Annotated in this window: 26 protein-coding genes; 24 read left to right on the plus strand and 2 right to left on the minus strand. The window is 71.9% G+C overall.

What is annotated here, in order from left to right:
• Positions 1-2 precede the first annotated feature (2 nt).
• Entirely contained in the window at positions 3-956 is a 954-nt protein-coding gene (locus ACIBCJ_RS11090) for a ScbA/BarX family gamma-butyrolactone biosynthesis protein (RefSeq protein WP_362099335.1), read from the minus strand.
• Positions 957-1,420: 464 nt separating this feature from the next.
• Here ACIBCJ_RS11090 and ACIBCJ_RS11095 point away from each other — a divergent pair, with 464 nt between their 5' ends.
• A complete protein-coding gene (locus tag ACIBCJ_RS11095; RefSeq protein WP_362099332.1) occupies positions 1,421-2,173 on the plus strand; it encodes a response regulator transcription factor in 753 nt (250 codons plus the stop codon).
• A 131-nt stretch (positions 2,174-2,304) separates the two neighbouring features.
• Positions 2,305-2,913: a ScbR family autoregulator-binding transcription factor gene (locus tag ACIBCJ_RS11100; RefSeq protein WP_365979473.1), complete on the plus strand. Its 609-nt coding sequence runs from the start codon at positions 2,305-2,307 to the stop codon at positions 2,911-2,913.
• A 28-nt stretch (positions 2,914-2,941) separates the two neighbouring features.
• Here the strand turns inward: ACIBCJ_RS11100 and ACIBCJ_RS11105 are convergent, their stop codons facing one another.
• Positions 2,942-3,529 (minus strand): TetR/AcrR family transcriptional regulator, encoded by a 588-nt coding sequence (locus ACIBCJ_RS11105; RefSeq protein ID WP_362099326.1) that lies wholly within the window; start codon positions 3,527-3,529, stop codon positions 2,942-2,944.
• Between the two features lie 391 nt (positions 3,530-3,920).
• On the opposite strand from ACIBCJ_RS11105, the gene ACIBCJ_RS11110 reads away from it, so the two are divergent.
• From ACIBCJ_RS11110 to ACIBCJ_RS11215, 22 genes are all read left to right on the plus strand, one after another.
• Complete coding sequence (locus tag ACIBCJ_RS11110) at positions 3,921-4,556, plus strand: OvmZ protein (protein WP_362513630.1); 636 nt, start codon at positions 3,921-3,923, stop codon at positions 4,554-4,556.
• Positions 4,553-4,759: a hypothetical protein gene (locus ACIBCJ_RS11115; RefSeq protein ID WP_365979474.1), complete on the plus strand. Its 207-nt coding sequence runs from the start codon at positions 4,553-4,555 to the stop codon at positions 4,757-4,759. The genes ACIBCJ_RS11110 and ACIBCJ_RS11115 overlap by 4 nt, the downstream gene beginning before the upstream one ends.
• 359 nt (positions 4,760-5,118) lie before the next feature.
• Positions 5,119-5,490 (plus strand): dehydrogenase, encoded by a 372-nt coding sequence (locus ACIBCJ_RS11120; protein ID WP_243860133.1) that lies wholly within the window; start codon positions 5,119-5,121, stop codon positions 5,488-5,490.
• Positions 5,487-6,029: a nuclear transport factor 2 family protein gene (locus ACIBCJ_RS11125; RefSeq protein ID WP_362099317.1), complete on the plus strand. Its 543-nt coding sequence runs from the start codon at positions 5,487-5,489 to the stop codon at positions 6,027-6,029. The genes ACIBCJ_RS11120 and ACIBCJ_RS11125 overlap by 4 nt, the downstream gene beginning before the upstream one ends.
• A gap of 27 nt (positions 6,030-6,056) precedes the next feature.
• Positions 6,057-6,524, plus strand: coding sequence for an ester cyclase (locus ACIBCJ_RS11130; RefSeq protein WP_133888831.1), 468 nt, complete (start codon positions 6,057-6,059; stop codon positions 6,522-6,524).
• A 211-nt stretch (positions 6,525-6,735) separates the two neighbouring features.
• Positions 6,736-7,137 carry a nitroreductase family deazaflavin-dependent oxidoreductase gene (locus ACIBCJ_RS11135; RefSeq protein WP_362108035.1) on the plus strand — a complete coding sequence of 134 codons (402 nt, stop codon included), beginning with the start codon at positions 6,736-6,738 and terminating at the stop codon, positions 7,135-7,137.
• Complete coding sequence (locus ACIBCJ_RS11140; protein ID WP_362108032.1) at positions 7,134-7,709, plus strand: NAD(P)H-dependent oxidoreductase; 576 nt, start codon at positions 7,134-7,136, stop codon at positions 7,707-7,709. Before ACIBCJ_RS11135 ends, ACIBCJ_RS11140 begins: the two co-directional genes overlap by 4 nt.
• 67 nt (positions 7,710-7,776) lie before the next feature.
• On the plus strand, positions 7,777-9,087 hold the full coding sequence (locus tag ACIBCJ_RS11145; protein WP_362514404.1) for a cation:proton antiporter: 1,311 nt from the start codon (positions 7,777-7,779) through the stop codon (positions 9,085-9,087).
• 137 nt (positions 9,088-9,224) lie between these two features.
• On the plus strand, positions 9,225-9,884 hold the full coding sequence (locus ACIBCJ_RS11150) for a hemerythrin domain-containing protein (protein WP_365979475.1): 660 nt from the start codon (positions 9,225-9,227) through the stop codon (positions 9,882-9,884).
• Positions 9,885-10,031: 147 nt separating this feature from the next.
• The gene (locus ACIBCJ_RS11155; protein WP_362514400.1) at positions 10,032-11,504 is read left to right on the plus strand and encodes an MFS transporter; all 1,473 of its coding nucleotides are present in this window, start codon (positions 10,032-10,034) and stop codon (positions 11,502-11,504) included.
• 193 nt (positions 11,505-11,697) lie between these two features.
• A complete protein-coding gene (locus ACIBCJ_RS11160) occupies positions 11,698-12,651 on the plus strand; it encodes a MarR family winged helix-turn-helix transcriptional regulator (RefSeq protein WP_399282263.1) in 954 nt (317 codons plus the stop codon).
• Between the two features lie 226 nt (positions 12,652-12,877).
• Positions 12,878-14,590, plus strand: coding sequence for an FAD-dependent monooxygenase (locus tag ACIBCJ_RS11165; RefSeq protein ID WP_362108017.1), 1,713 nt, complete (start codon positions 12,878-12,880; stop codon positions 14,588-14,590).
• Positions 14,591-14,631: 41 nt separating this feature from the next.
• Positions 14,632-15,216, plus strand: coding sequence for a flavin reductase family protein (locus ACIBCJ_RS11170; RefSeq protein ID WP_362108015.1), 585 nt, complete (start codon positions 14,632-14,634; stop codon positions 15,214-15,216).
• Position 15,217: 1 nt separating this feature from the next.
• A complete protein-coding gene (locus tag ACIBCJ_RS11175) occupies positions 15,218-16,990 on the plus strand; it encodes a biotin carboxylase N-terminal domain-containing protein (protein WP_365979476.1) in 1,773 nt (590 codons plus the stop codon).
• A 6-nt stretch (positions 16,991-16,996) separates the two neighbouring features.
• Positions 16,997-18,085, plus strand: a complete 1,089-nt coding sequence (locus tag ACIBCJ_RS11180; protein ID WP_362100444.1) for a hypothetical protein — start codon at positions 16,997-16,999, stop codon at positions 18,083-18,085.
• Between the two features lie 58 nt (positions 18,086-18,143).
• A complete protein-coding gene (locus ACIBCJ_RS11185; RefSeq protein ID WP_362100441.1) occupies positions 18,144-19,610 on the plus strand; it encodes an FAD-dependent monooxygenase in 1,467 nt (488 codons plus the stop codon).
• A gap of 42 nt (positions 19,611-19,652) precedes the next feature.
• Complete coding sequence (locus ACIBCJ_RS11190; protein ID WP_362100438.1) at positions 19,653-19,982, plus strand: TcmI family type II polyketide cyclase; 330 nt, start codon at positions 19,653-19,655, stop codon at positions 19,980-19,982.
• Entirely contained in the window at positions 19,979-21,250 is a 1,272-nt protein-coding gene (locus tag ACIBCJ_RS11195; protein ID WP_362100435.1) for a beta-ketoacyl-[acyl-carrier-protein] synthase family protein, read from the plus strand. Before ACIBCJ_RS11190 ends, ACIBCJ_RS11195 begins: the two co-directional genes overlap by 4 nt.
• On the plus strand, positions 21,247-22,464 hold the full coding sequence (locus ACIBCJ_RS11200) for a ketosynthase chain-length factor (RefSeq protein WP_365979477.1): 1,218 nt from the start codon (positions 21,247-21,249) through the stop codon (positions 22,462-22,464). The genes ACIBCJ_RS11195 and ACIBCJ_RS11200 overlap by 4 nt, the downstream gene beginning before the upstream one ends.
• Before the next feature lie 295 nt (positions 22,465-22,759).
• Positions 22,760-23,032 (plus strand): acyl carrier protein, encoded by a 273-nt coding sequence (locus tag ACIBCJ_RS11205; RefSeq protein WP_362511475.1) that lies wholly within the window; start codon positions 22,760-22,762, stop codon positions 23,030-23,032.
• 114 nt (positions 23,033-23,146) lie between these two features.
• On the plus strand, positions 23,147-23,932 hold the full coding sequence (gene fabG, locus ACIBCJ_RS11210) for a 3-oxoacyl-ACP reductase FabG (RefSeq protein WP_362100425.1): 786 nt from the start codon (positions 23,147-23,149) through the stop codon (positions 23,930-23,932).
• A 39-nt stretch (positions 23,933-23,971) separates the two neighbouring features.
• Entirely contained in the window at positions 23,972-24,916 is a 945-nt protein-coding gene (locus ACIBCJ_RS11215) for an aromatase/cyclase (protein ID WP_362100422.1), read from the plus strand.
• Positions 24,917-24,919 lie beyond the last annotated feature (3 nt).

Below are 24,919 nucleotides of genomic sequence, written 5' to 3' on the forward strand. Positions count from 1 at the left end.
GGTCAGCTGACGCGGGGCCGCAGGACGAGGTCGGCGGTGAAGACCGTCTCGCCCTCCTGGCTGCCGCGCACCCGCACCGGCAGCTCGCCCCCCGCGCCGTCCCCCTCGACGGTGGCCGTGACCCAGCACGGGGAGTCGAACTCCGCGTAGCGCGCGAAGTCGGCCCGCACGCCCGAGAGCACGGCGCAGGGGAGCCCGGTGACCGCGTGGGCGGCCTGTCGGGCGGCCTCCAGCAGGACCATGCCGGGGATGTGGTCGGTCGGGTGGTCGAAGTAGGTCGGGTGGGCCGTGTCGACCCGCAGTTCCCAGCGGCCCGGCGTGGCCGGCGACGGTTCGCCCAGCAGGACGTGCCAGGGGTTGCCGTGGCGCACGGCGGCGGGGTCGAGCGCCGGCGGGGGTGTGCGGTGGCAGACCGTGGGGCGCTCTCCGCGTAACCGTCTGTACACGTCGGGGCTCATGCACCGGAAGGCGGCCGAGGCGGTCGCCCGCACCTCGTCGCCGCGCCGGACGGTGACGTCGTAGCGCATCTCGCGCAGGCTGCGGCCGCGGCGCACGACGTCCCGGCACACGGTGTGCATCTCGACGTCGGTGGGGACCGCGTCGGCCCGGAACAGCTCCGGGTCGGCGGTCACGCTGAGGTCGGACATCAGGAACTGGTACCCGAACGGCACGTCGAACTCGGCGTGCGCGAGCAGGGAACCGATCTGCCGCACGGACTCGACCAGCAGCATCGGGTCCTGGTAGCCGCGGTCGGACGCGAACAGCGAGTGGCAGCGCGGCCACTGGGCCCTGACCACGAAACCGCCGTGGTCGCCGGCGGCGGGACCGTCGTGCTCCCATCCGGTGAGCAGGACTTCGGAGACGGCCGCACGGTGCACGTATTCACGCGCGACCGTGGAGGTCAGCATCCGGGGCTGTGCCTTGACGCCGGGTGCCTTCGAGGCGAGGTTCGGCATGTGCAGGGCTCCCATCGGGTTCAGACAGGGGGCGGCACGGCCGTAAGTCGGCTGCTCACCCCCGTGGCCGACTAGCTGCGGCTAAAGATACAGACAGGTCGGTCCAGTTTTTCAAGAGGCAATGAGCTTTCGTCGACCTCACGTGCGTCAAGTGATGTACGCGCGGCCCCCCGAGACCTCCACACACTCGGGCCGATGAAACATGCAGAGGGGCACGGTTCCGAGCGGATTGACCCACTCTTGGCCAAGTATTTCCCTGGGCGCATCCGCGCACGAAGGCGGCACGAACTCCACCCGGGCGCGGGAAACACACAGCTCATGACGGCCGGACCCCCGTGACCAAAGGGTCACCCAGAGGTACGAGACACCCTTTGACAATCAGACAAGTCTGTTTGGTATTGTCCTCCCCGTGAACCTCAGTCCGTGATGACGTGGTGCGCTTCCAGGTGCCTTCAGGGGGACAGATGAACCGGCAGTACGCGGAGCTCGTCGGACCGTCGCCGCAGCACCCTCCTCTTCCGCCCGCCGCCCCGGGCCGCAGGGCGGCCCGGAACGTGCTGGTCGTCGAGAACGACCAGCGGGCCGCCGAAACGCTCCTGCGGGGGCTGGCCCGGCAGGGGTACGCCGCGCGGAGCGTGGACACCGGCGCCCAGGCGCTGCGCGGCCACCGCGACGCCGACCTGATCCTGCTCGACCTCGACCTGCCCGACCTGGACGGCCTCGAGGTGTGCCGGGCCATCCGGGCGATCAGCGACACACCGATCATCACCGTGACCGCGCGGCGCTCGGAACTCGACTGCGTGCTCGGCCTCCAGGCGGGCTCGGACGACTACCTGGTCAAGCCGTACGGCTTCCGTGAGCTGCTGGCCCGCATGGAGGCGGTGATGCGCCGCTCGCACGGCCGCCCGGCCAGGGCGGAGACCGGCCGGGTCATCACCCACGCCGGGCTGCGCATCGACGTGGCCGCCCGGGCGGCCACCCTCCACGGGGAGCCCCTGGACCTGACCCGCAAGGAGTTCGACCTGCTCCACCTGCTGGCGCTGCAGGCCGGCACGGTGCTCACCCGGCGCCAGATCATGGCCCACGTGTGGGACGACGCCTGGTCCCCGCGGGGCCGGACCGTGGACACGCACGTCGGCACCCTGCGCGGCAAACTCGGCTCCAGCACCTGGATCATCACCGTGCGCGGGGTGGGCTTCCGGCTCGGTCATCCGTGACCGCGCCGCCTCGCGGGGTCCCGCTCACGCGCACCCTGCCGCGGTCGTGAGTCGTCGGTTCTCCGGCGTAGAGAGACAGAAAAATACAGACTAGTCTGTTGGGCCAACAGCGGCAGGGTAAGGATGAAGGCATGGCTCAACAGGAACGCGGCAAGCAGTCACGGCGGACGATTCTCGAGGCCGCCGCCCATGTATTCGACGAGCGCGGCTACGACGCCGCGAGCACCAACGACATTCTGGCCCGCACCGGGCTCACCCGCGGCTCCCTCTACCACCACTTCCCCTCCAAGGAAGCCATCGCCGTGGCCCTGGTCGAGGCCCACGGCGAGGCCCTGGCCGTACCGGACCAGCCGGTGCGGCTGCAGTCGGTGATCGACCTGACCCTGGAGTTCGCCCGCCGTCTCCAGCACGACCAGGTGCTGCGCGCCAGCGTGCGCCTGACCACCGAGCAGACCTCCTTCCGCCGCTCCCCGCAGACCGCCTACGAGCAGTCCCTGGAGGCGATCGAGAAGCTGCTGCGGGAGGCTAAGGACCGGGACGAACTCCTGCCGGGCGTCGATGTGGACGAGGCGGCATCGGCGATCGTCGGCTGCTTCACCGGGCTGCAGATCATGTCCCAGGCGTACACCGGCCGGGAGGACCTGGGTGACCGGGTCGGCTCCTTCTGGCGCTTCTTCCTGCCCGGACTCGCCACCCCGGGCCTGATCGGGCGGCTCCGGACCGCGCCCCCCACGTCCTGACCCGCTCGCGGACGACGTGCGAACGTTGTCAGGGCAGGCAGCGGTGACCGCCGTCCGCCTGCGGGAACAACGGGCGTATCAGGCCCCACAGGCGCCGGGAGGTGTCGCCGTCCCACCACCCGGGCTCCGACCGGCCCAGCGTCTCGATGCCGGCCGCCAGGACCACGGCCAGGTCGGCCAGGTCCTCGGGCGGCGCACCGTGCCGCCCGCCGGCCGTCTCGTGCGCGGCGGCCACCCGGTCGCGGAGCAGGGACATCAGGTGGTCACGCAGCCTCGGCGGCCCCGCTGAGCCGTCCGGGGCCAGCTCCATGCCCGCCCGGACGATCTTGTCGGTGCCCAGTGCCTCGGTGAGCGCCAGACAGAAGCGCTCGGGTGCGTCGACCGGGGCACCGCGGAAGGCCGCGTCGACGATCTCCTCCAGCCGGCTGCGCGCCTGTTCGTGGACGGCGGCCGCGAGGGCGGCGGTCGAGGAGAAGTGGTGGTAGAGGGCGCCGCGGCTCACACCGGCCCGGCGGCAGATGTTGACCAGACCCGCGTCGGCCGGGCGCCCGTCCGCGATCAGCTCCGCCGTGGCCCTGATCAGAGCCTCACGAGTCCGCTCGGACCGCGTCTGCATCAGACCACACCCGCCTTCGTCATCCTTACTGACTCCTCGATCAACCGAAGCATACAAGGAGGTCTGTTTTACGGTACCCGCACCGACGTTCGGCACCTCCTTACGGTCTTCCTTCGTTCACAAATCCCCCACATACGTGCGTCAAATGGCCTGAACCTTCCGTTCCGAGCCGCCCGTTCGCCGACAAAGCGAGTAGACTTGCCTGTATGTTTTCCTGGAACGGCCGCTCACCGGGACGCCCGGATCTGGGCACTTGGCACGGCGCTGACACTGAGCTGACCCAACCTCGAACGCTTGATGGAACCCTGCATCGCCGTCGGTAGAAGTAGCCCCGGAGCCCGGTGAGACTGGATGCCGTCTTGCGAAACTGCCACGGATCGGGGGGATTTCGATGGATGAGCGTGAGAGAGCCACCGAGGAGCACACGAGCAGGGACTGCGCACGGCGGTGCGGCCGGATCTGCACCGGCTGCCTGGACCGGACCGGCCGTGAACTGCGGACACTGCTCGCCCTGTACAAGGAGAGCGACGAGACCCTGGCCGCCGTCCCCGCGACGGCGCTGCGGCAGCGGGTGAGCGGCAGCCGCGGCAGCGTCGGCATCGTGCTGGACGAGCGGGTCGTGTCCCTGCGGAGCCGGGTCACCGAGACGCTGAGCCTGTGGGCGCGGCTCGTCCTGGACGAGCGCGGCGACGCCGCCTTCGGGGCCACGGAGCGCGGACTCGGCCGGCTGGTGCGGTTCCTGGGGCAGCAACTGCCGTGGTTCGCCGGCCATCCCGCCGGCGTCGAGTTCACCGAGGAGATCACCGAACTGCTCGCGGAACTGGACGAGTTGTTCGGCCCGGGGCCGGTGAGCAGGTTCCCGCTGGGGCCGTGTCCGCGGCCGGAGTGCGGGGGCGCCCTCTTCGGCGTCCGGCCGGCCGACCGCGACCGCGTCCCCAGCCACGTCTCCTGCGACGCCGGCCACCCGGTGCCGCCCCGCCAGTGGCTGCTGCTGGCCGGCCGTACGGAGCAGGAGCCGGCCGCGTGAGCGGCGTCGCGGAGCGCACCGGCGGGACGGCCGGGCGCCGTACGGTGCCCACGGAACTGGCCGCCCTGGCGATGGGCGTCTCCCAGGCCACCATCCGCAAATGGGCCAGCCGCGGGAAGATCACCCGCCACGGCGGCCCCCAGCGCGCGGAGTACGACCTGGAGGAACTGCTGGCCCTGACCCGTCGCACCCCGCTCGAATGACCAGGGCCCCCAAGGGGCCGCCTCCAGACCGACCGCTCCACAGGGACCGATCCGTGCGGGGATCGAGTCCACCGCTGCCCCCGCGGCCCACACCGGCCGCGGGGGCAGCGCGTTTCGTCAACTCCCTTATAAATAACGGCAGTTGACGCCACGCACGGCAACTGTCACACTTTCTGCGGCGCCCCCATGCCCGGACGCCGCCCCTTCTCCGGTGGCGGTCCCCACGGGTGGCGCGTTCCGCGGCAGGCTCTTCGCAGCCCCGCGTTCTGCACCTTCCAGGAGATCCGCGGCGAGTCGGCAGCACCGACTCGCCGCGGATCTCCTTTTTTCTGCCGCCCCCATTCGAGGAAGTGTGGTCGATGCCTGTTTCTACCTGGACCCCCGTCGGACGCTGGACGGGTACGGTCACGCACGACGACGAGGTGGACGAGTACACGGTCGCCTTCGCCGCGGACGGTTCGCTCTCGGTCACCACGCAGAAGAGCACCGGCTACGGCGCGTGGACCGCCGTCGGCGACGAGACCCTGGAGTTCTCCCTGCGCGAGGACTTCAACGTCGACGTCACCCAGATCAGCCCCAACGGCCACCACGCCGCGTACATACAGATCGACATCACGGCGCGCCTCACCGGGGACACGCTCACCGGCGAGGGCAAGGCCGTCGTGCACGGCCCCGACGACGCCGTGATCTACGCGACGGGCGCCCGGACCGAAGCGCGCAGGGTGTCATGACCCCGGTACAGGCAGCGGCCCCCGCCGGCCTGGCCGCCGAGGTGGCCCGGCTGTCCGACGTCACGGCGCTCAAGGACCTCGCCGACCGCTATCTGGCCAGCCTCGACGCGGGCACCTTCGACGCCGCGTGGGCCGGCTCGCTGTTCACGGACGACGTGGAGATGACGTTCCCGGTCGGCAGCCACCGGGGCAGCACGGGTGTCGACGGCTTCACCGCCCGGATCATGGCGCGCTGGGGCCGTACGCACCACCACGGCTCCGAGAGCACGGTCGAGGTCGACGGCGACCGCGCGGAGGTGGGCTGGAGCCTGATCGCCTCCCACGTGCACCACGGCTCACCGCTGCCTCCGGACGCCTCCGAGTACTTCCAGCTCGGCGGCCGCTTCGCCGGTACGGCCCGGCGCACGCCGGACGGCTGGCGCTTCGACCGGCTGCGGCTGCGCATCGTGTGGACCACCGGAGCCGTACCCGCCGGTGTCACCCGGGTCGACGCGCGGACGCTCGACACCCGCGGCGGCCCCGGCACCCCTGCCCAGTAGCCCGACCCCAGCGAAGGAGAACCCACCATGCCCAGCACGCTCACGCCGGACCAGCAGAGGCAGCTGATCGAGAAGGTCTTCCACGAGGGCCTCGACCTCGGCGACCTCTCGGCCGCCGACCGCTACCTCACCGCGGACTTCCGCAACCACGGCAGCCACGACGACTCCATGCGCGGCCCGGAGGCGTTCAAGCACACCATCCGGATCCAGCAGTCCGCCTTCAGCGACATCAAGTACGAGATCCTCGACTTCATCGCCCAGGGCGACAAGGCCGCCATCCGCTGGGTGATGCACGGCCGGCACACGGGCCCCTTCATCGGGATCCAGCCGACCGGTCTCCAGGTCCAGCACCAGGCGATCATCTGGTTCCGCTTCGAGGGCGACCGGATCGCCGAACGCTGGGGCATCGTGGACAACTTCGCCCTCCAGCGCTTCCTCCAGTCCGGCGGCAAGCCGGCCGGTCCCCTCACCCCGGCCGGCCGTCCCGGCGCCTGACCCGCACCGCTCCGGCCCCACCCCCGGCCCACCCCGGCGCCGGCCGCGCACGCCGCTCGGGCGCTGCCGCGGCCGGCGCCGGGGTGGGCGCCGGGCGCCGGACGGCCGCCGGCCCTCCGGCCGCGGCGGAAGCACGACGACGACACGAAGAAACACCCCGACGCACGACGACGTACGACGTCGCACGACGACGCACAAGGAGGAGGACGTCATGCCCATCGACAGAAAGGTCGCCCGGTTCAACCGGAGGTTCGCCAACCGGTTCGTGGGGCCCCTGTTCAGCCGGCTGCCGGGCTTCGGGAAGGTCCACCACCGGGGCCGCAAGTCCGGACGGGAGTTCGCCACGCCGGTCAAGCTGTTCCGGCGCGGCACGGACATCGTCATCACCCTGCCGTACGGGCCGGGATCCGACTGGGTCAAGAACGTGCTGGCGGCGGGCGGTTGCGAGATCACCACCCGGGGGCGCCGCATCCGGACGACCGACCCCGTCGTCTTCACCGACGACGGCAGCACGCACATGCCGGCCGTGACCCGCCGCATCCTGTCCCGGGTCGAGGCCACCGAGTTCCTCGCACTGACGCCGGTGCCCGCGCCGCTGCCGGCGGACCGGTGACGCCCCCGCCGGTCCGGGTCGCGCTCCTCGTCGGCTCGGCCCGCGAGGGACGGCTCGCGCCGGACGTGGCCGGCTGGTTCGCCGGTGTCGCCCGGCGGCGCGGGGACCTGGTCCTCGACGTCGTGGACGTGGCACACCATCCGCTGCCGTCCGATCTGGCCGCGGACCACCCCGTGACCGCGGCGCTGCGCCCGCGACTCGCCGGCGCCGAGGCCTACGCGGTGGTCGTGCCGGAGTACAACCGCAGCATTCCCGGGCCGCTGAAGACGCTGGTCGACAGCTTCCAAACCGAGTGGCAGGCCAAGCCGGTCGGCTTCGTCGGCTACGGGCTCGGCGCGGCGGGCGGGGTGCGCGCGATCGAGCATCTGCGGCAGATCTTCGCCGAGTTCCACTGCGTGGGGATGAAGGACGTCGTCACCTTTCCCCGCGTGCTCGACCACTTCGACGCCGAGGGGCGTTTTCCCGCCGAGCCCGAGCGGTGCGAGGCGGCCGCCAAGCTCATGCTCGACCAGCTGATGTGGTGGGCCGAGGCCCTGCGCACGGCCAAGGCGGCCCGGCCCTACGGCTCCTGACCCCTCCGGCGGCCGCCGCGACACCGCCGGTGCCCGCCCTCCGCCCCTCCCTGTCTCTGGAGACGTGATGGCCGCTGTTCCCGTCCCTCTCTCCGACCTCCTCATCGCCGTTCCGGTGGTGATCCTCGTCAGCCGGACGGCCGCCCAGCTGCTGCGCCGGGTCGGGCAGCCACCGGTGGTCGGGGAGATCCTCGCCGGCATCCTGCTCGGCCCCTCCCTGCTGGGCGCGCTGTGGCCCGACGGCCAGGCCTGGCTGTTCGACCCCTCCGTGATCCCGTACATCGACATGCTCGGCAACGTCGGACTGCTCGTGTTCATGTTCCTGGTCGGACTGGAACTCGACCTCGGCGCGCTGCGCGGGGACCGCAGGACCGCCCTCGCCGTCTCCCAGGCGGGCACCGCCGTGCCGCTCGTGCTGGGTGTCCTGCTGGCGCTCGGCATGTACGGCCCGCTCGCCCCCGAGGGCACCGACCGGCTCCCGTTCGTCCTGTTCATCGGGGTCGCGCTGAGCATCACCGCGTTCCCGGTCCTGGCCCGCATCCTCACCGACCGCGGGCTGTACCGCACCCGGGTGGGCGCGCTCGCCATGGCCAGCGCGGCCGTGGGCGACGTGAGCGCGTGGTGCCTGCTGGCCGCCGTCGTGGCGATCGCGAACAGCGGCTCGCCCTTCGACGCCGTCACGACCGCGCTGTACGCGACGGCCTTCGCCTTCTTCCTGTTCTACGTCGTCCGGCCGCTGCTGACCCGGTGGACCGCACGGGCCGAACGCGGCCACTCCGACGCCGTGGTGCTGGTCGTCCTGTTCAGCGGCCTGTGCCTGTCCGGATACGTCACCGACCTGATCGGCGTGCACGCGCTGTTCGGCGCCTTCCTGTTCGGGGCGATCACCCCGCGCGGCAGCCGCCGGACCGCGACGGCGGCCTCACGGCTGCGCGCCTTCGCGGTGCCGGTGCTGCTGCCGCTCTTCTTCGTGAGCACGGGGCTGCGCACCGACGTGTCACTGCTGGGCGGCGGTACGGCGCTGTGGTGGTGGGCCGGGGCCGTGCTCGCCGTGGCGGGGCTCGGCAAGTGGGGCGGCAGCGCGCTCGCGGCCCGGCTGACCGGCAACGGGTGGCGGGACGCGATGTCCCTCGGCGCGCTGATGAACTGCCGGGGGCTGACCGAGCTAGTGGTGCTCGACATCGGTCTCGGCCTCGGGATCGTCGGCCCCGATCTGTTCACCGTCCTGGTGCTCATGGCCCTGGTGACCACGGCGGTGACCGCGCCGGCGCTGAGCCTGATCCGCCGGAAGGCGGACGTCCCGGCCCCGGACGATTCCGCCGCCCCGGAATCCGCCGAGGCGGAGAACCCGGCGTTGCAACCGGCCGAGCAGCGCTGACCTGCACTTTCACCATCCCTCTCGGCGATTGGGTCGCTGATGGTTGGTGTTTTGCTAGTTGGCATCTTGATAGATAAGCAAGTTGACGATACTGTCGCAGTACGGCACGGAGCAGTGAGGCGATGAGGGAGAGAGCCATGAACCAGGACTTCAAGAACCTCGACATGACGATGATGTTCGCGATCCACGACGCCCTCCGGCGCGAGCTGGAGCGCATCGCCCGGATCACCGCCCGGGTCGACGAGGACCCCCGGCACGTACTGAGCACCGCGGTCGGCTGGGAGCTGTTCAAGAAGTTCCTGACCGCCCACCACGTCTCCGAGGACGTCACCGTGTGGCCCCCGATGGAGCGCGCCCTGGCCGGCCGCCCGGACGAGCTGGCCCTGCTGGAGGCCATGGAGGCCGAGCACGCGGTGATCGACCCCCTGCTGGCGGACATCGACGCCGCCCTCGCCGACCGGGACTCCGGGCTCCAGCGCCTGGGCGGCCTGACCGACACCCTCTACACCCGGCTCGGCGGCCACCTCGACCACGAGGAGCGGGACGCCCTCGCCCTGATGGACCTCACCCTGAGCCAGGAGGAGTGGGCCGCCTTCAGCGCCGAGCAGCGCACCCGCATCGGCGACGACTCCACCCGCTACCTGCCCTGGCTGCTGGACGACATCGACGCGGCCAAGGTGGCCACCGTCCTCGGCAAGATGCCCGAGCCGCTGCGCCAGGCCTACGCCACGGAGTGGCGCGCCGCCTACGAGGACCTGGCCATCTGGACCCCGAAGGCCGACGCCACCCTGCGCTGAACCGCGGCCGCCGCTCGGCCGGGGCCCACCGCGCCCCTCACCTTCCGCAGGAGACGCCCTTCCCGCCGGACACGCCCTTCCCGCCGGACATCCCTTCCCGCCACATCCCCTTCCCGCCAGGGACATCAGAGACATCGGAGAGAACTCATGTCGCTGCAAGACCGCACCCAGGCCGTCCCCAAGGCCGCGGCACCGCCGCGGCAGGACGGCAGGCCCGGCCTCGCTCTGCTGGTCATCGCCGCAGCTCAGCTGATGCTGGTCCTCGACAACACCATCGTCGCCGTCGCCCTGCCGAGCATGCAGAGCGCCCTCGGCCTCAGCGAGTCCGGCCTCGGGTGGGTCGTCACCGCCTACGCGCTGGCGTTCGGCGGCCTGCTGCTGGCCGGCGGCCGCGCCGGTGACCTCTTCGGCCGCCGCCGGGTCTTCCGCATCGGCCTGGTCCTGTTCACCGCCGCCTCCCTGCTCGGCGGCGTGGCCCAGAACGGGGAGCTGCTCATCCTCGCCCGGGTGATCCAGGGCGCGGGCGCGGCCATCGCCGCCCCCACGGCACTGTCGCTGCTGGCCACCACCTTCGAGGCGGGCCCGGCCCGCAACAAGGCCCTCGGCGTGTACGGCGCCATGGGCGGACTCGGCTCGGTCGTCGGCCTGCTGCTGGGCGGTGTCCTCACCGAGTTCCTGAGCTGGCGCTGGGTGATGTTCATCAACATCCCGATCGCCCTGGCCGTCCTGGTCGGCACCGGCGTCCTCGTCGAGGGCGACCGTGAGCGCGGCAAGGTGGACGTGCCCGGCGCCTTCGCCGCCACCTTCGGCTTCGGCGCCCTCGTCTTCGGCATCACCCGGGCCGGCGAGGAAGGCCTCGGGGACGGCCTCACCCTGATCGGCCTGGCCGCCGCCGTCGTCCTGCTCGTCGCCTTCGTCGCCATCCAGCGCGGCAGCCGGGCGCCCATGATCCCGCGGGGTCTGCTCGCCGACCGCAGCCGGGTCGGGGCCAACCTGATCATGTTCCTGGTCGGTGCCGGCATGCTCGCCACCTTCTACTTCCTCACCCTCTACATGCAGGTGGTCAAGGGTTACGAGCCGATGGTGACCGGCCTCGCGTACCTGCCCTTCGCGCTCGGCATGGGCATCGCGGCCGGCGGTCTGGGCCCGCAGCTCCTGGCCCGGATGTCCGAGCGCGCCGTCATCTCCGTGGGCCTGGTCGTCGGCATCGCGGGCATGGTCTGGTTCAGCTTCCTGGCCCCCGGCCAGAACCCGATGGCGGCCCTGCTGCCCGCCCAGCTGATCGTCGGCCTCGGTCTCGGCATGGTCTTCGTGACCGTCACCGTCATCAGCGTCCGCGGCGTCGAACCGCAGGCCACCGGAGCCGCCTCCGGCCTGGTCAACACCGCCCAGCAGATCGGTGGCGCCATCGGTCTCGCGGCGCTGGCCGCCGCCGCCACCGTGGTCACCGACAACGAGCTGCCGGGCAACGTGCCCGACGCGCTGACCACCGGGTACTCCTACGGCTTCCTGCTCGGAGGCGGCCTGTACCTGCTGGCCCTGGTCGTCGCCCTGGTGACCGCCCCCGCGACCGCTCCCCAGCCGCAGCACGGCACCGAGCACCCGCCGGTCGCACTGTGACCCTCCGGCGGCCCGTCTTGTCCCCCGGGGCGGGCCGCCGGAGCCCTTTTCCCTGGGGCGTGCCGACCGGCACGCCCCTTCTCCCTTCCCGCTTCCTTCTCCCGCCCCCCGCACGGGCCCGCTTCCGCGGGGCGGCACACGCCACCGGCTGTTCCGGGACACCGCCCGTATACTCGGGCAGGAGGTGCTGTTCTTGCGGTATGAACGCGACGCCGGGCGAGGCCCCGTCACACGGACCGAGGAGACCGCGGAAGTCCCCGGAGTACTCCCCGAGGAACTCACCGACTTCATCGGCTACCTGCTGCGCCGGGTCTACGCCCAGTTCTCCTCGACCGGCACCGGCGGCGACGCGGACTCCCGCGACTTCCTGGTCCTGGACGCGCTCACCGGCCACGACTGGGAGTCCCAGCTCGACCTGGCCGAGCGCCTCGGCATCAACCGCACCATCATGGTGTCGGTCATCGACCGCCTCGAGGAGCGCGGTGAGGTCCGGCGCACCCGCAACCCCGACAACCGGCGCCAGTACGTGCTCTCCCTGACGGACGAGGGCCGCCGTGCGCTGGACGTCCGCCGACGCGCGGTGGCCGAGCGGGACGCCCGGCTCACCTCCGTACTCACCCCCGACGAGACCGCGCGGCTCGACACCCTCCTCGCCCGTCTGCTGCCCGAGTCCGCACAGTCGCTGGTACAGGGCACCGAGTACCTGGTGGCCCAGGCCCACCACCGGCTGCGCCGGCTCGGCGACGAGAAGCTGGCCGGTACCGGCCTGCGGGTGCGGCACTACGGCCCGCTCTCCGCCCTGGCCACGTTCGGGCCCTGTGCCCAGCAGCGGCTCGCGGAACTGCTGGCGATCACCGGGCCCGCGGTCTCCCAGCTCGTGGACGAACTGGTCAAGCAACAGCTCGTGCGCCGGGGCCGCGATCCGCACGACCGGCGCCGCTACGCCCTCGAAGTGACCGACACCGGCCGGGAGAAGCTCGACACCGTGGCGCGGGCCGTGGCCGGCCTGGCGGCGGACGTCACGGACCTGCTCGGTTCCGACGGCACGGAGGAATTGCGCACCCTACTGCTGAAACTCCTTTCCCCCACCCATTCCGGAAGCGCCTTCTCCGATATTTCCAAACCATCGGTCCCGGCCAGGGGTTGACCCTCCGGGGAAAGGCTGTCACGCTTAACCCAGCGGTTCTCGCATGCCCTTGAGTCGCTTTACCCCACTGATTGACGGACCTCTTCCAGGTACCTCTCAGAATCTTCCCGAAGCCGTTTCGAGGCTCTTCACTCCGCGCGGAGTGAAGAGCCTTTTTCCATGCGGTCACACCGCCGTGATCAACACCGGAACCCGCTGTGCACCGCCCCGACGAAGGAGACAGCTCATGGTCGCGACACGGACCGAAGGCTCACCCGAACCGGCCGAAGTCCCCGAGGAGATGACCTTCGACGTCATCATCCTGGGCTCGGGACTGGCCGGCTCCGTGACGGGTGCGGTCCTGGCCCGGCACGGCGCGAAGGTCCTGCTGGTCGACGCGGCCGCGCACCCCCGCTTCGCCATCGGCGAGTCCATGACCCCGCAGCTCGTGGAGTGGATCCACATCCTGTCCGAACGGCACGGGATACCCGAGCTGAAGAGCCTGGCCAGCGTCCAGGCCTCCACCCGGGACATCGCCCCGACGTTCGGCACCAAGGCGCACTTCGGGTTCCTGAAGCACGAGGTCGGCAAGGAGCCCGACCCCCGGCAGGCCACCCAGCTGGCGCTGCCGAAGATCTTCCACCAGAACAGCCACATGTTCCGCCAGGACAGCGACGCCTTCATGTTCCACGTGGCGGTCAAGTACGGCTGCACCCCCCGGCAGAACTGGCGGGCGAACGAGGTCGACTTCGACGACGACGGCGTGACGGTCCTCGGCAAGAGCGCCGCCCCCGGCGCCCAGCCCGAGCTGTACCGGGCGAAGTACCTGGTGGACGCCTCCGGGTTTCGCTCGCCGCTCGCCGACAAGTTCGACCTGCGGGAGAAGCCGGCCCGCTTCAAGCACCACTCCCGGTCGATGTTCACCCACTACGTCGGCATCAAGCGGTTCGACGACGTCAGCGGGCACCCCGCGGCACTCCGCCCGCCGGCCGACTGGCACACCGGCACCATGCACCACCTCATCGAGCGCGGGTGGTTCTGGATCATTCCGTTCGACAATCACGAGAAGTCCCGGAATCCGCTGTGCAGCGTCGGCCTGACCATGGACGAGCGCACCTACCCGAAACCCAAGGACCTGTCCCCGGAGCAGGAATTCCAGCTCTTCCTGGACAAATATCCGGCGGTCAAGCGGCAGTTCGACGGTGCCACCCGAGTGCGGGAATGGATATCCACCGACCGGTTGCAGTATTCCTCGAAGCAGACCATCGGTGACCGCTGGTGCCTGATGTCGCACGCGGCCGGCTTCCTCGACCCGCTGTTCTCCCGGGGGCTGTCGAACACCCTGGAGGTGGTGGACGCGCTGACCTCGCGTCTGGTGACCGCCCTGAAGGACGGCGACTTCTCGGCCGAGCGCTTCGAGTACGTGGAGCGCCTGGAACAGGGGCTGCTCCAGTACAACGACGAGCTCGTGAACAGCTCGTTCATCTCCTTCTCCCACTTCCGGCTGTGGAACGCGGTCTTCCGGATCTGGGGTTCCTTCATCACCCCCGGCACCATGCGGCTCACCCGGGCCCGCCTCAAGCACCTGCGCGACGGCCGTCAGGAGCACTTCGACGAGCTGGAGAACGTCCCGTACCCGGGCCTGTGGTGGCCGCAGAGCGACTCGTTCAAGCAGTTGCTGGAGACCACCGCGGAGACCTGCGAGAAGTACGAGGCGGGTGCGCTGACCGGTGACGAGGCCGCCGACATCGTCTTCAAGCTGCTCGACGAGTCCCCCGTCGTCAACCCGGTCTTCGGCTGGAAGGACGAGAGCCGCCGCTTCATCTACCCCTCGACGGCGATGATGGCCCGCTTCCTGTACTGGGCCTCCGCCCAGGCGCCGGCCGAGATGAACAGCGTCGGCCGGGAGTTCCTGCTCGGCATCCTCAAGGCCGGCTCCAAGGTCCGCAAGCTCCTCTGACCCGCGCAGCCCGAATCCGCCACCGCCAGGAAAGGATGCCCATGTCCGCAGCAGCGCGGTCGCTGACCCGCGCCCCCGAGCAGCGCCGGCCCGTCGATCCCCTGGGCCTGCGCCGTGTGTGCGGCCTGTTCACGACCGGCGTCACCGTGATCACCACCGGATCGGAGAGCGAGGCGGACGGCACGACCGTCAACTCCTTCACCTCGGTCTCCCTGGAACCCCCGCTCGTCCTGTTCTGTCTGCACCGGCGGTCCCGGCTGCACACCCTGCTGACCGAGAGCGGCGGGTTCACCGTCAACTTCCTCGCCGGCCGCCAGCAGTCGCTGGCCCGGCACTTCGCCGAGCGGCGGCCGGACATGCTCGTGGACGTCCCGCACCACTTCAGCGCCGACGGACTGCCCGTGCTGAGCGAGGCGCTGGCCCATCTGACCTGCACGACGGTCGACGTCCACACGGCCGGTGACCACGACATCGTGGTCGGCGAAGTGGTGGATCTCGGAACGCCGGAGCAGGGCCGCGAACCGCTGATCTTCTTCGACGGATCGCTGGGACCGCTGCAGACCGGCGCCGGCCGGTTCCAGCACGCGGCCCCGGACGCGCCGACGACCACCCGGCAGGCGTCCTGACATGCGGAGGGTGCTCATCGCCAATCGTGGCGAAATCGCTGTCCGCGTGGCCCGGGCCTGCCGGGACGCCGGGATCGCGAGCGTGGCCGTCTACGCGGACCCGGACCGGGACGCATTGCATGTCCGCGCCGCTGATGAGGCGTTCGCCCTGGGTGGTGACACCCCCGCGACCAGCTATCTGGACATCGAGAAGGTCCTCAAGGCCGCGCGTGAGTCGGGCGCGGACGCCATCCACCCGGGGTACGGATTCCTGTCGGAGAACGCGGAGTTCGCCCAGGCGGTCCTGGACGCGGGCCTGGTGTGGATCGGTCCGCCGCCGCACGCCATCCGCGACCTGGGCGACAAGGTCGCCGCCCGCCACATCGCCCAGCGGGCCGGCGCCCCCCTGGTCGCCGGCACCCCCGACCCGGTCTCCGGCGCGGACGAGGTCGTCGCCTTCGCCAAGGAGCACGGCCTGCCGATCGCGATCAAGGCCGCCTTCGGCGGCGGCGGCCGCGGACTCAAGGTCGCCCGCACCCTGGAGGAGGTCCCCGAGCTGTACGACTCCGCCGTGCGCGAGGCGGTGGCCGCCTTCGGCCGCGGCGAGTGCTTCGTCGAGCGCTACCTCGACAAGCCCCGCCACGTGGAGACCCAGTGCCTGGCCGACACCCACGGCAACGTCGTCGTCGTCTCCACCCGCGACTGCTCCCTGCAGCGCCGCCACCAAAAACTCGTGGAGGAGGCCCCCGCCCCCTTCCTCTCCACCGCCCAGCTGGAGGAGCTGTACGCCTCCTCCAAGGCGATCCTCAAGGAAGCCGGCTACGTCGGCGCCGGCACCGTGGAGTTCCTCGTCGGAGCCGACGGCACCATCTCCTTCCTGGAGGTCAACACCCGCCTCCAGGTCGAGCACCCGGTCACCGAGGAAGTCGCCGGCATCGACCTGGTCCGCGAGATGTTCCGCATCGCCGACGGCGAGGAACTCGGCTACGGCGACCCCGCCCTGCGCGGCCACTCCTTCGAGTTCCGCATCAACGGCGAGGACCCCGGCCGCGGCTTCCTGCCCGCCCCCGGCACCGTCACCCTCTTCGACGCCCCCACCGGCCCCGGCGTCCGCCTCGACGCCGGCGTCGAATCCGGCAGCGTGATCGGCCCCGCCTGGGACTCCCTGCTGGCCAAACTCATCATCACCGGCCGCACCCGCGAGGAAGCCCTCCAGCGCGCCGCCCGCGCCCTGGACGAGTTCACCGTCGAGGGCATGGCCACCGCCATCCCCTTCCACCGCGCCGTCGTCCGCGATCCGGCCTTCGCCCCCGAACTCACCGGCTCCACCGACCCCTTCACCGTCCACACCCGCTGGATCGAGACGGAATTCGTCAACGAGATCAAACCCTTCACCGCGCCCGCCGACGGTGAGGCGGAGGAGGAGTCCGGCCGCGAGACCGTCGTCGTCGAGGTCGGCGGCAAACGCCTGGAGGTCTCCCTCCCCTCCAGCCTGGGCATGTCCCTGGCCCGCACCGGCCTGGCCGCCGGCGCCCGCCCCAAACGCCGCGCGGCCAAGAAGTCCGGGCCCGCCGCCTCCGGCGACACCCTCGCCTCCCCCATGCAGGGCACCATCGTCAAGATCGCCGTCGAGGAAGGCCAGGACGTCCAGGAAGGCGACCTGATCGTCGTACTCGAAGCCATGAAGATGGAACAGCCCCTCAACGCCCACAAGTCCGGCACCATCAAGGGCCTGAGCGCCGAGGTCGGCGCCTCCCTCACCTCCGGCGCCGCCATCTGCGAGATCAAGGACTGACGGCCCATGGCAGCACTCAGCTACTCCGATGCCGTGAGCGAGGCGCTGGAACGTCTGCGTCCGGTCGGTTTCGAGCACGGCAGAAGCTTCGTGAACCACGCTCCGATGGCCGCCGAAGCCCTCGCGCACATGGGATACGCCGACGAGGTGCCTGCGTGGGTCGAACGGAACCTGCGCACCCGCTCCTACCACGACGTGCCCGAGCGCCGCTGGCCCATCGACCCCGACGACCCCGGTGACTGGCGGGCCGCGCTCGGCGACTTCTCCCGGGTGGCCGACTGGACGGCGCTCTTCGAGCGGGAGCTGGCGCTGGGCCCGTGGACCGGGGTGCTGGCTCGCTGGTGGCCCCGGCTGCTGCCGGGCATGTCCGCGGTGCTCACCCACGGAGTCATCCGTACCGCGCACGCGGTCCGGGCCGTGGCCGCCGCCCCCGGCGACAACCGGCTCCAGCTGGGCGAGTTGGCACAGGGCCTCGGCTACTGGGCCGCCCGCCACTCGACCCACGGCATCGTCGCCGACCCCGACGACGCGGCGGCCCCCGACGCGGCGGACCTCGGCGCGGCGGACCCCGACGCGACGTCGCCCCCCGGCGACGTGACCGGCCCCGGCGGTGCCGCGGGCCCGGGCGGCGACCTCGCCGGACGGGACCGCGGACGCGCCCCGGACGCCGGGCCCGACGGACGCGACGAGGTCTCCCGTGACCTGGACGCGCTCGTCGCCGAGTACGCCGGGATCTACGCCACCGCCGCCCAGCACCACCCGGTCCCCCTGATCCACGCGGTCACCGGGCCGGCCGCGGTGCGCCTGGTGGTCGCCCACCTGCCGTCCGCCCAGCGCCGCCCCTCGTACCTGACCGCGCGGGCGGTCAGCCGCACGATGCTCGACTGGTTCCGCACGGCGCCCGGCCCCGCCACCCCGGCGCCGGCCGCCCCGCCCGCCCTGTCGGAGGTCTTCGCCCGGGCCGTGGAGATCGGCGACGAGCACACCATCAAGCTCGCCGAGGTCGCGGTGCGCCACGAGGCGTTCGCGCCCGACCCCCGGCACGCGGCGGCCGCCCACCTGGCGAACCGGGCCATCGGACGCCTGTCCCGCTGATCCGCCCCCACACCCGTTCCCTGCCCCGCCCGTCGGCGGGGAGTTCCCGAGGAGTGTCATGGACGCACAAGTCATCGTCGTGGGCGCCGGGCCGGCCGGCATGATGCTCGCGGGCGAGCTGCGGCTCGCGGGCGTCGACGTCGTCGTACTGGAGAAGCTCGCCGCACGCACCGGAGAGTCACGGGGCCTCGGCTTCACCGCACGCACCATGGAGGTCTTCGACCAGCGGGGCCTGCTGTCCCGCTTCGGGGACATCGAGGTCAGCAACGTCGGCCACTTCGGGGGCCTGCCGGTGGACTTCGGCGTGCTGGACGGCGCCCACCAGGCGGCCAAGAGCGTTCCGCAGTCGGCCACCGAGACCGTCCTGGAGGAGTGGTGCACCCGGCTCGGCGCCGACCTGCGGCGCCGCCACGAGGTGCGGTCCGTCACCGAGAAGGAGGACTGCGTCGAGGTCGAGGTGAACGGCCCCGACGGGGCGGAGCGGCTGCGGTGCGAGTACCTGGTCGGCTGCGACGGCGGCCGCTCGGTGATCCGCAAGAAGGCCGGCTTCGACTTCCCGGGCACGCCCTCGACGCTCGAGATGTACCTCGCCGACGTCAAGGGCGTGGACCTGAAGCCCCGGATGATCGGCGAGACCCTGGAAGGCGGCATGGTCATGGTCGGCCCGCTGCCCGGCGGGATCACCCGGCTGATCGTGTGCGAGCGCGGCACCCCGCCGAAGCGGCGCGAGCAGCCCCCGGCCTGGGAGGAGGTCTCCGCGGCCTGGCAGCGGCTGACCGGCGACGACATCTCGCACGCCGAGCCGGTGTGGCTGTCCGCCTTCGGCGACGGCACCCGGCAGGTCTCCGAGTACCGGCGCGGCCGGGTCTTCCTGGCCGGCGACTCCGCCCACATCCACCTCCCGGCCGGCGGCCAGGGCATGAACACCAGCATCCAGGACTCGGTGAACCTCGGCTGGAAGCTCGGCGCCGTGGTACGCGGCCGGGCCCCCGAGTCGCTGCTCGACAGCTACCACGCCGAACGCCACCCGGTGGGGGAGCGGCTGCTGATGAACACCCGGGCCCAGGGACTGCTGTTCCTGTCCGGACCCGAGGTGCAGCCGCTGCGCGACGTACTGACCGAACTGATCCGGTACCCCGAGGTCGCCCGGCACTTCGCGGCGATGGTCTCGGGACTGGAGATCCACTACGACCTCGACGGCGGTTCCCACCCGCTGCTCGGCCGGCGCCTGCCGGACGTCGAGCTGAGCGGCCACAAGCTGCTGTCCCGCAGCACCGAGGCGCTGCGGGCCGGGCGCGGTGTGCTGCTGGACCTCGCCGACAACGGCCGGCTGCGCGAGCGGGCCCGGCCCTGGCTGGACCGGATCGACGTCGTCACCGCCACCCCCGTACTGCCCGGGGACAGCGCCCTGGCCCGCACCACCTCCGTACTCGTCCGCCCCGACGGCTACGTGGCCTGGGCGGCCCCCGGCAGCCACGCCGACCTGCCCATGGCCCTGGAGCGCTGGTTCGGACCGGCCCGCTGACCCGTCCGCCCGCACCCGCCCCACCCGCCCAGAGGAGAGACCATGCACAGCACGTTGATCGTCGCCCGGATGGACCCGGGCAGCAGCGCCGAGGTCGCCCGGCTCTTCGGCGAGTTCGACGGCACCGAGATGCCCCATCTGATGGGCACCCGGCGCCGTCAGCTCTTCGCCTACCGCGGCCTCTACTTCCACCTGCAGGACTTCGACGGCGACAACGGCGGCGAGCTGATCGAGCAGGCCAAGACCGACGACAGGTTCGTCCGGATCAGCGCGGACCTCAAGCCGTTCATCGAGGCGTACGACCCCGCGACCTGGCGTTCCCCCGCCGACGCGGTCGCCACCCGCTTCTACGACTGGGAGGGCCGGGCGTGAGCGCCAGACGAGTGGTCATCACGGGCGTCGGCGTCACCGCGCCCGGCGGGGTGGGCCGCAAGAACTTCTGGAGCCTGCTCAGCGAGGGCCGCACCGCCACCCGCGGGATCACCTTCTTCGACCCCTCCGCCTTCCGGTCCCGGGTCGCCGCCGAGATCGACTTCGATCCCGAGGAACACGGGCTGAGCCCCCAGGAGATCCGCCGGATGGACCGGGCGGCCCAGCTGGCGGTGGTCACCGCCCGCGAGGCACTCGCCGACAGCGGACTCGACCTGTCCGGCGCCGACCCGCACCGGGTCGGGGTCACCATCGGCAGCGCGGTCGGCGCGACCATGGGCCTCGACCAGGAGTACCGCGTCGTCAGCGACGGCGGCCGGCTCGACCTGGTGGACCACCGGTACGCGGTGCCGCACCTGTACAACTACCTCGTCCCCAGCTCCCTGGCCGCCGAGGTGGCGTGGGCGGCCGGCGCCGAGGGCCCGGCCACGGTCGTCTCCACCGGCTGCACCTCCGGGCTGGACTCCGTCGGCCACGCGGTGGAGCTGATCCGCGAGGGTTCGGCGTGCGCCATGGTGGCCGGCGCCACCGACGCGCCCATCTCACCGATCACCCTGGCCTGCTTCGACGCCATCAAGGCCACCACCCCCCGCAACGACGACCCGGAGCACGCCTCGCGGCCCTTCGACGGCACGCGCAACGGTTTCGTGCTCGGCGAGGGCTCGGCGGTGTTCGTGCTGGAGGAGCTGGAGGCCGCCCGGCGGCGCGGCGCGCACATCTACGCCGAGATCGCCGGCTACGCCTCGCGCTGCAACGCCTTCCACATGACGGGGCTGCGCCCGGACGGCGCCGAGATGGCCGAGGCCATCACGGTCGCGCTGGACGAGGCCCGGCTCAACCCGGAGGCCGTGGACTACGTCAACGCGCACGGTTCGGGCACGAAGCAGAACGACCGCCACGAGACCGCCGCCTTCAAGAAGAGCCTGGGGGAGCACGCCTACCGGACCCCGGTCTCCTCCATCAAGTCCATGGTCGGACACTCGCTCGGCGCGATCGGCTCGATCGAGATCGCCGCCTCGGTCCTCGCCATGGAGCACGGCGTGGTGCCGCCGACGGCCAACCTGCACACCCCCGACCCCGAGTGCGACCTCGACTACGTACCGCTGACGGCGCGCGAGCACCGCACCGACGCGGTGCTGACCGTCGGCAGCGGGTTCGGCGGCTTCCAGAGCGCGATGGTGCTCGCCCGACCGGAGAGGAGCGCCGCATGAGCACGGCCACCGCACGGACCGTGGTGACGGGGCTCGGCATCGCCGCGCCCAACGGCCTGGGCACGGCCGACTACTGGGCCGCCACCCGGGCCGGGAAGAGCGGCATCGCCCGCATCACCCGCTTCGACCCGTCGTCGTACCCGGCGCGGCTGGCCGGAGAGGTGCCCGGCTTCAACGCGGCCGACCATCTGCCCAACCGGCTGCTGGCGCAGACCGACCGGATGACCCGGCTCGCCCTGGTGGCGGCCGACTGGGCGCTGGCCGACGCCGGCACCGGACCGGCCGACCTGCCCGCCTACGACATGGGCGTGGTCACCGCGAGCTCCTCCGGCGGCTTCGAGTTCGGCCAGGGAGAGCTGCGCAACCTGTGGGGCCGGGGCAGTCAGTACGTGTCCGCCTACCAGTCCTTCGCGTGGTTCTACGCCGTCAACAGCGGTCAGATCTCCATCCGCAACGGCATGAAGGGACCGAGCGGCGTCCTCGTCTCCGACCAGGCGGGCGGGCTGGACGCGCTGGCGCACGCGCGGCGGCAGATCCGCAAGGGCACCCGGCTGATCATGTCCGGGTCGATCGACGCCTCGATCTGCCCCTGGGGCTGGGTGGCCCAGCTGGCCGGCGGCCGGCTGACCACCGAGCAGGAGCCCGAGCGCGCCTATCTGCCCTTCGACGCCGCGGCGAGCGGACACGTGCCCGCCGAGGGCGGCGCGCTGCTCGTCCTGGAGTCGGAACGGTCGGCGGCGGAGCGGGGCGTCCGGGTGTACGGCGAGATCGCGGGCTACGGAGCCACGTTCGACCCCGCTCCCGGCAGCGGCCGGCCTCCGGGCCTGCGCAAGGCGATCGAACTCGCCCTCGCTGACGCGGGCGTGGACGCGGGCGACGTCGACGTCGTCTTCGCGGACGCGGCCGCCGTGCCGGAGCTGGACCGGGCGGAGGCGGACGCGCTCAACGCCGTCTTCGGACCGCACGGCGTCCCGGTCACCGCGCCCAAGACGATGACCGGCCGCCTCTACTCGGGCGCCGCCCCGCTGGACGTGGCGACCGCCCTGCTCGCCGCCCGGGACGGCCTCGTACCCGCCACCACCAACGTCGACCCGGACACCTCCTACGACCTCGACCTGGTCACCGAGCCGCGCCCCGCGGACCTCCGCACCGCCCTGGTCCTCGCCCGGGGCGAGTGCGGCTTCAACTCGGCCCTGGTGGTCCGCACCCCCTGACGCCCCGCCCCACCGGCCTCCCGGGACGTCACCCCCCACCAGCACGGCAGGCCGCCGCCCCGGACGGGCGCCCCGGCGTCCCCCTCACCGGCCGGCATCCGTCCGCCCCGGCGCACGCCCCGCTCCGGCGGGGCCGGTCTCCCGTGCTCCCCCAGAACGCGCCCGCCCGCCCGGTCCACCATCCGTGTCCCCCACGCCGGACCGGGCGGGCGGGCGTCAGAGCTGCCCGCCCAAGCCCGTCCGCGTCCCCGGGGCCCGCCCGGGGACGCGGAGCACCGACAGAGAGGACCCACCCATGCCCACGCAGTCCTTCACCCTCGACGACCTCCGGCGCGTCCTGCTCGAGGCCGCCGGCGCCGACGAGAGCGTGGATCTCGACGGCGACATCCTCGACACCGACTTCGAGGAGCTCAGCTACGAGTCCCTGGCCATCCTCGAGACCTGCGGCCGCATAGAGCGGGAGTACGGCATCTCGCTGGACGACTCCGTGGTGACCGAGGCGAAGACGCCCCGCGCCCTGCTGAGCCTGGTCAACGCCCAGCTCGCCGGCGTGGCCGCCGCCGCCTGACCCGCCTGCCCCGGACCCCCCACTGTCCGCCGCGGCCGGGTTCCCCCCCTCGCCCGGCCGCGGCGGCCCCCCGGCCGCAGCCGCCCACCCAGTACCCACAAGGGAGTACCAGTCATGTCCGACAAGCATCAGCGGGTCGCCCTCGTCTCCGGGGCCACCAGCGGAATCGGCCGCGCCGCCGCGCGGCTGCTGGCCGAGCAGGGGCACCGGGTCTTCATCGGCTCCCGCGATCCCGAGAACGTCAGCAGCACCGTGAAGGAACTGCGCGCCGAGGGCCTGGAGGTCGACGGCTCCGTCCTCGACGTCCGCTCCGCGCTGTCGATCGAGACCTTCGTCCAGTCCGCCGTGGACCGCTACGCGACCGTGGACGTCCTGGTCAACAACGCGGGCCGGTCCGGCGGCGGCGTCACCGCCGACATCGACGACGAACTCTGGTACGACGTCGTCGAGACCAATCTGAACAGCGTCTTCCGGCTGACCCGCGCCGTCCTGACCACCGGCGGCATGCGCGGCAAGGACCGCGGCCGGATCATCAACATCGCCTCCACCGCCGGCAAGCAGGGCGTCGTCCTCGGTGCCCCGTACTCCGCCTCCAAGCACGGAGTGGTCGGTTTCACCAAGGCCCTCGGCAACGAACTCGCCCCCACCGGCATCACCGTCAACGCCGTCTGCCCCGGCTACGTGGAGACGCCGATGGCGCAGCGCGTGCGCGCCGGTTACGCCGCCGCCTACGACACCACCGAGGACGCCATCCTCGACAAGTTCACGGCGAAGATCCCGCTCGGGCGCTACTCCACCCCCGAGGAGGTCGCCGGCCTCGTCGGCTACCTCGCCTCCGACACCGCCGCGTCCATCACCGCACAGGCCCTGAACGTGTGCGGCGGCCTCGGCAACTTCTGAACCCGGCCGCCACCGATCACCCCGACGAGGAGACCCTCCATGTCCGCATCCGAGCCACGGGAAGTCGAGCACGAGATCACGGTCTCGGCTCCGGCCGGCGACGTCTACCGGCTGATCGCCGACGTGACGAACTGGCCGCGCGTCTTCCCGCCGACCATCTACGTCGACCACCTGGAGCGCTCCGGCGACGAGGAACTGATCAGGATCTGGGCCACCGCCAACGGCGAGGCCAAGAACTGGACCTCGCGCCGGGTCCTGGACCCCGGGAACCTGCGGATCACCTTCCGGCAGCAGGTCTCCACGCCCCCGGTCGCCGGCATGGGCGGCACCTGGATCGTCGAACCGGTCGACGGGGGCACCGCGCGCGTCCGGCTGCTCCACGACTACACGGCCGTCGACGACGACCCCGCCGGCCTGGCCTGGATCGAGGAGGCCGTCGACCGCAACTCCCGCACGGAACTCGCGGCGCTGAAGACCAACGTCGAACTCGCCACCGCCTCCGAGGAACTCACCTTCTCCTTCGAGGACACCGTCGCCATCGACGGCTCCGCCAAGGACGCCTACGACTTCGTCAACGAGGCGGACCGGTGGGCCGAACGGCTGCCGCACGTGGCGACCGTGCGCCTGACCGAGGACACCCCCGGTCTGCAGACCCTGGAGATGGACACCCGGGCCAAGGACGGCTCCACCCACACCACCCGGTCCTACCGGGTGTGCCTGGAGGGCCGGAAGATCGCCTACAAGCAGACCACGCTGCCGGCCCTGATGAGCCTGCACACCGGCTACTGGACCTTCCGCGACACGGACACCGGCGCCCTCGCGTCCTCGCAGCACACCGTCGTGCTGCGCCCCGAGAACATCGAGCGGATCCTGGGACCCGAGGCGGGGGTCGCCGAGGCCCGCGAGTACGTGCGCACCGCGCTGAGCACCAACAGCCGGGCCACGCTGGGCCATGCCCGCGACTACGCCGAGGCGAGGCGCTGACCC

Origin of the sequence: Streptomyces sp. NPDC051136 (assembly GCF_044455745.1) — a bacterium.
GTDB lineage: Bacteria > Actinomycetota > Actinomycetes > Streptomycetales > Streptomycetaceae > Streptomyces.

Coding starts and splice junctions, on each gene's coding strand:
- ACIBCJ_RS11205 (WP_362511475.1), top strand. CDS start 22,760: ATGCCCACGCAGTCCTTCACCCTCGACGACCTCCGGCGCGTCCTGCTC.
- ACIBCJ_RS11130 (WP_133888831.1), top strand. CDS start 6,057: ATGCCCAGCACGCTCACGCCGGACCAGCAGAGGCAGCTGATCGAGAAG.
- ACIBCJ_RS11135 (WP_362108035.1), top strand. CDS start 6,736: ATGCCCATCGACAGAAAGGTCGCCCGGTTCAACCGGAGGTTCGCCAAC.
- ACIBCJ_RS11110 (WP_362513630.1), top strand. CDS start 3,921: ATGGATGAGCGTGAGAGAGCCACCGAGGAGCACACGAGCAGGGACTGC.
- ACIBCJ_RS11155 (WP_362514400.1), top strand. CDS start 10,032: ATGTCGCTGCAAGACCGCACCCAGGCCGTCCCCAAGGCCGCGGCACCG.
- ACIBCJ_RS11120 (WP_243860133.1), top strand. CDS start 5,119: ATGCCTGTTTCTACCTGGACCCCCGTCGGACGCTGGACGGGTACGGTC.
- ACIBCJ_RS11100 (WP_365979473.1), top strand. CDS start 2,305: ATGGCTCAACAGGAACGCGGCAAGCAGTCACGGCGGACGATTCTCGAG.
- ACIBCJ_RS11190 (WP_362100438.1), top strand. CDS start 19,653: ATGCACAGCACGTTGATCGTCGCCCGGATGGACCCGGGCAGCAGCGCC.
- ACIBCJ_RS11215 (WP_362100422.1), top strand. CDS start 23,972: ATGTCCGCATCCGAGCCACGGGAAGTCGAGCACGAGATCACGGTCTCG.
- ACIBCJ_RS11165 (WP_362108017.1), top strand. CDS start 12,878: ATGGTCGCGACACGGACCGAAGGCTCACCCGAACCGGCCGAAGTCCCC.
- ACIBCJ_RS11150 (WP_365979475.1), top strand. CDS start 9,225: ATGAACCAGGACTTCAAGAACCTCGACATGACGATGATGTTCGCGATC.
- ACIBCJ_RS11175 (WP_365979476.1), top strand. CDS start 15,218: ATGCGGAGGGTGCTCATCGCCAATCGTGGCGAAATCGCTGTCCGCGTG.
- ACIBCJ_RS11185 (WP_362100441.1), top strand. CDS start 18,144: ATGGACGCACAAGTCATCGTCGTGGGCGCCGGGCCGGCCGGCATGATG.
- ACIBCJ_RS11180 (WP_362100444.1), top strand. CDS start 16,997: ATGGCAGCACTCAGCTACTCCGATGCCGTGAGCGAGGCGCTGGAACGT.
- ACIBCJ_RS11095 (WP_362099332.1), top strand. CDS start 1,421: ATGAACCGGCAGTACGCGGAGCTCGTCGGACCGTCGCCGCAGCACCCT.
- ACIBCJ_RS11090 (WP_362099335.1), bottom strand. CDS start 956: ATGCCGAACCTCGCCTCGAAGGCACCCGGCGTCAAGGCACAGCCCCGG.
- ACIBCJ_RS11105 (WP_362099326.1), bottom strand. CDS start 3,529: ATGCAGACGCGGTCCGAGCGGACTCGTGAGGCTCTGATCAGGGCCACG.
- ACIBCJ_RS11200 (WP_365979477.1), top strand. CDS start 21,247: ATGAGCACGGCCACCGCACGGACCGTGGTGACGGGGCTCGGCATCGCC.
- ACIBCJ_RS11125 (WP_362099317.1), top strand. CDS start 5,487: ATGACCCCGGTACAGGCAGCGGCCCCCGCCGGCCTGGCCGCCGAGGTG.
- fabG (WP_362100425.1), top strand. CDS start 23,147: ATGTCCGACAAGCATCAGCGGGTCGCCCTCGTCTCCGGGGCCACCAGC.
- ACIBCJ_RS11145 (WP_362514404.1), top strand. CDS start 7,777: ATGGCCGCTGTTCCCGTCCCTCTCTCCGACCTCCTCATCGCCGTTCCG.
- ACIBCJ_RS11170 (WP_362108015.1), top strand. CDS start 14,632: ATGTCCGCAGCAGCGCGGTCGCTGACCCGCGCCCCCGAGCAGCGCCGG.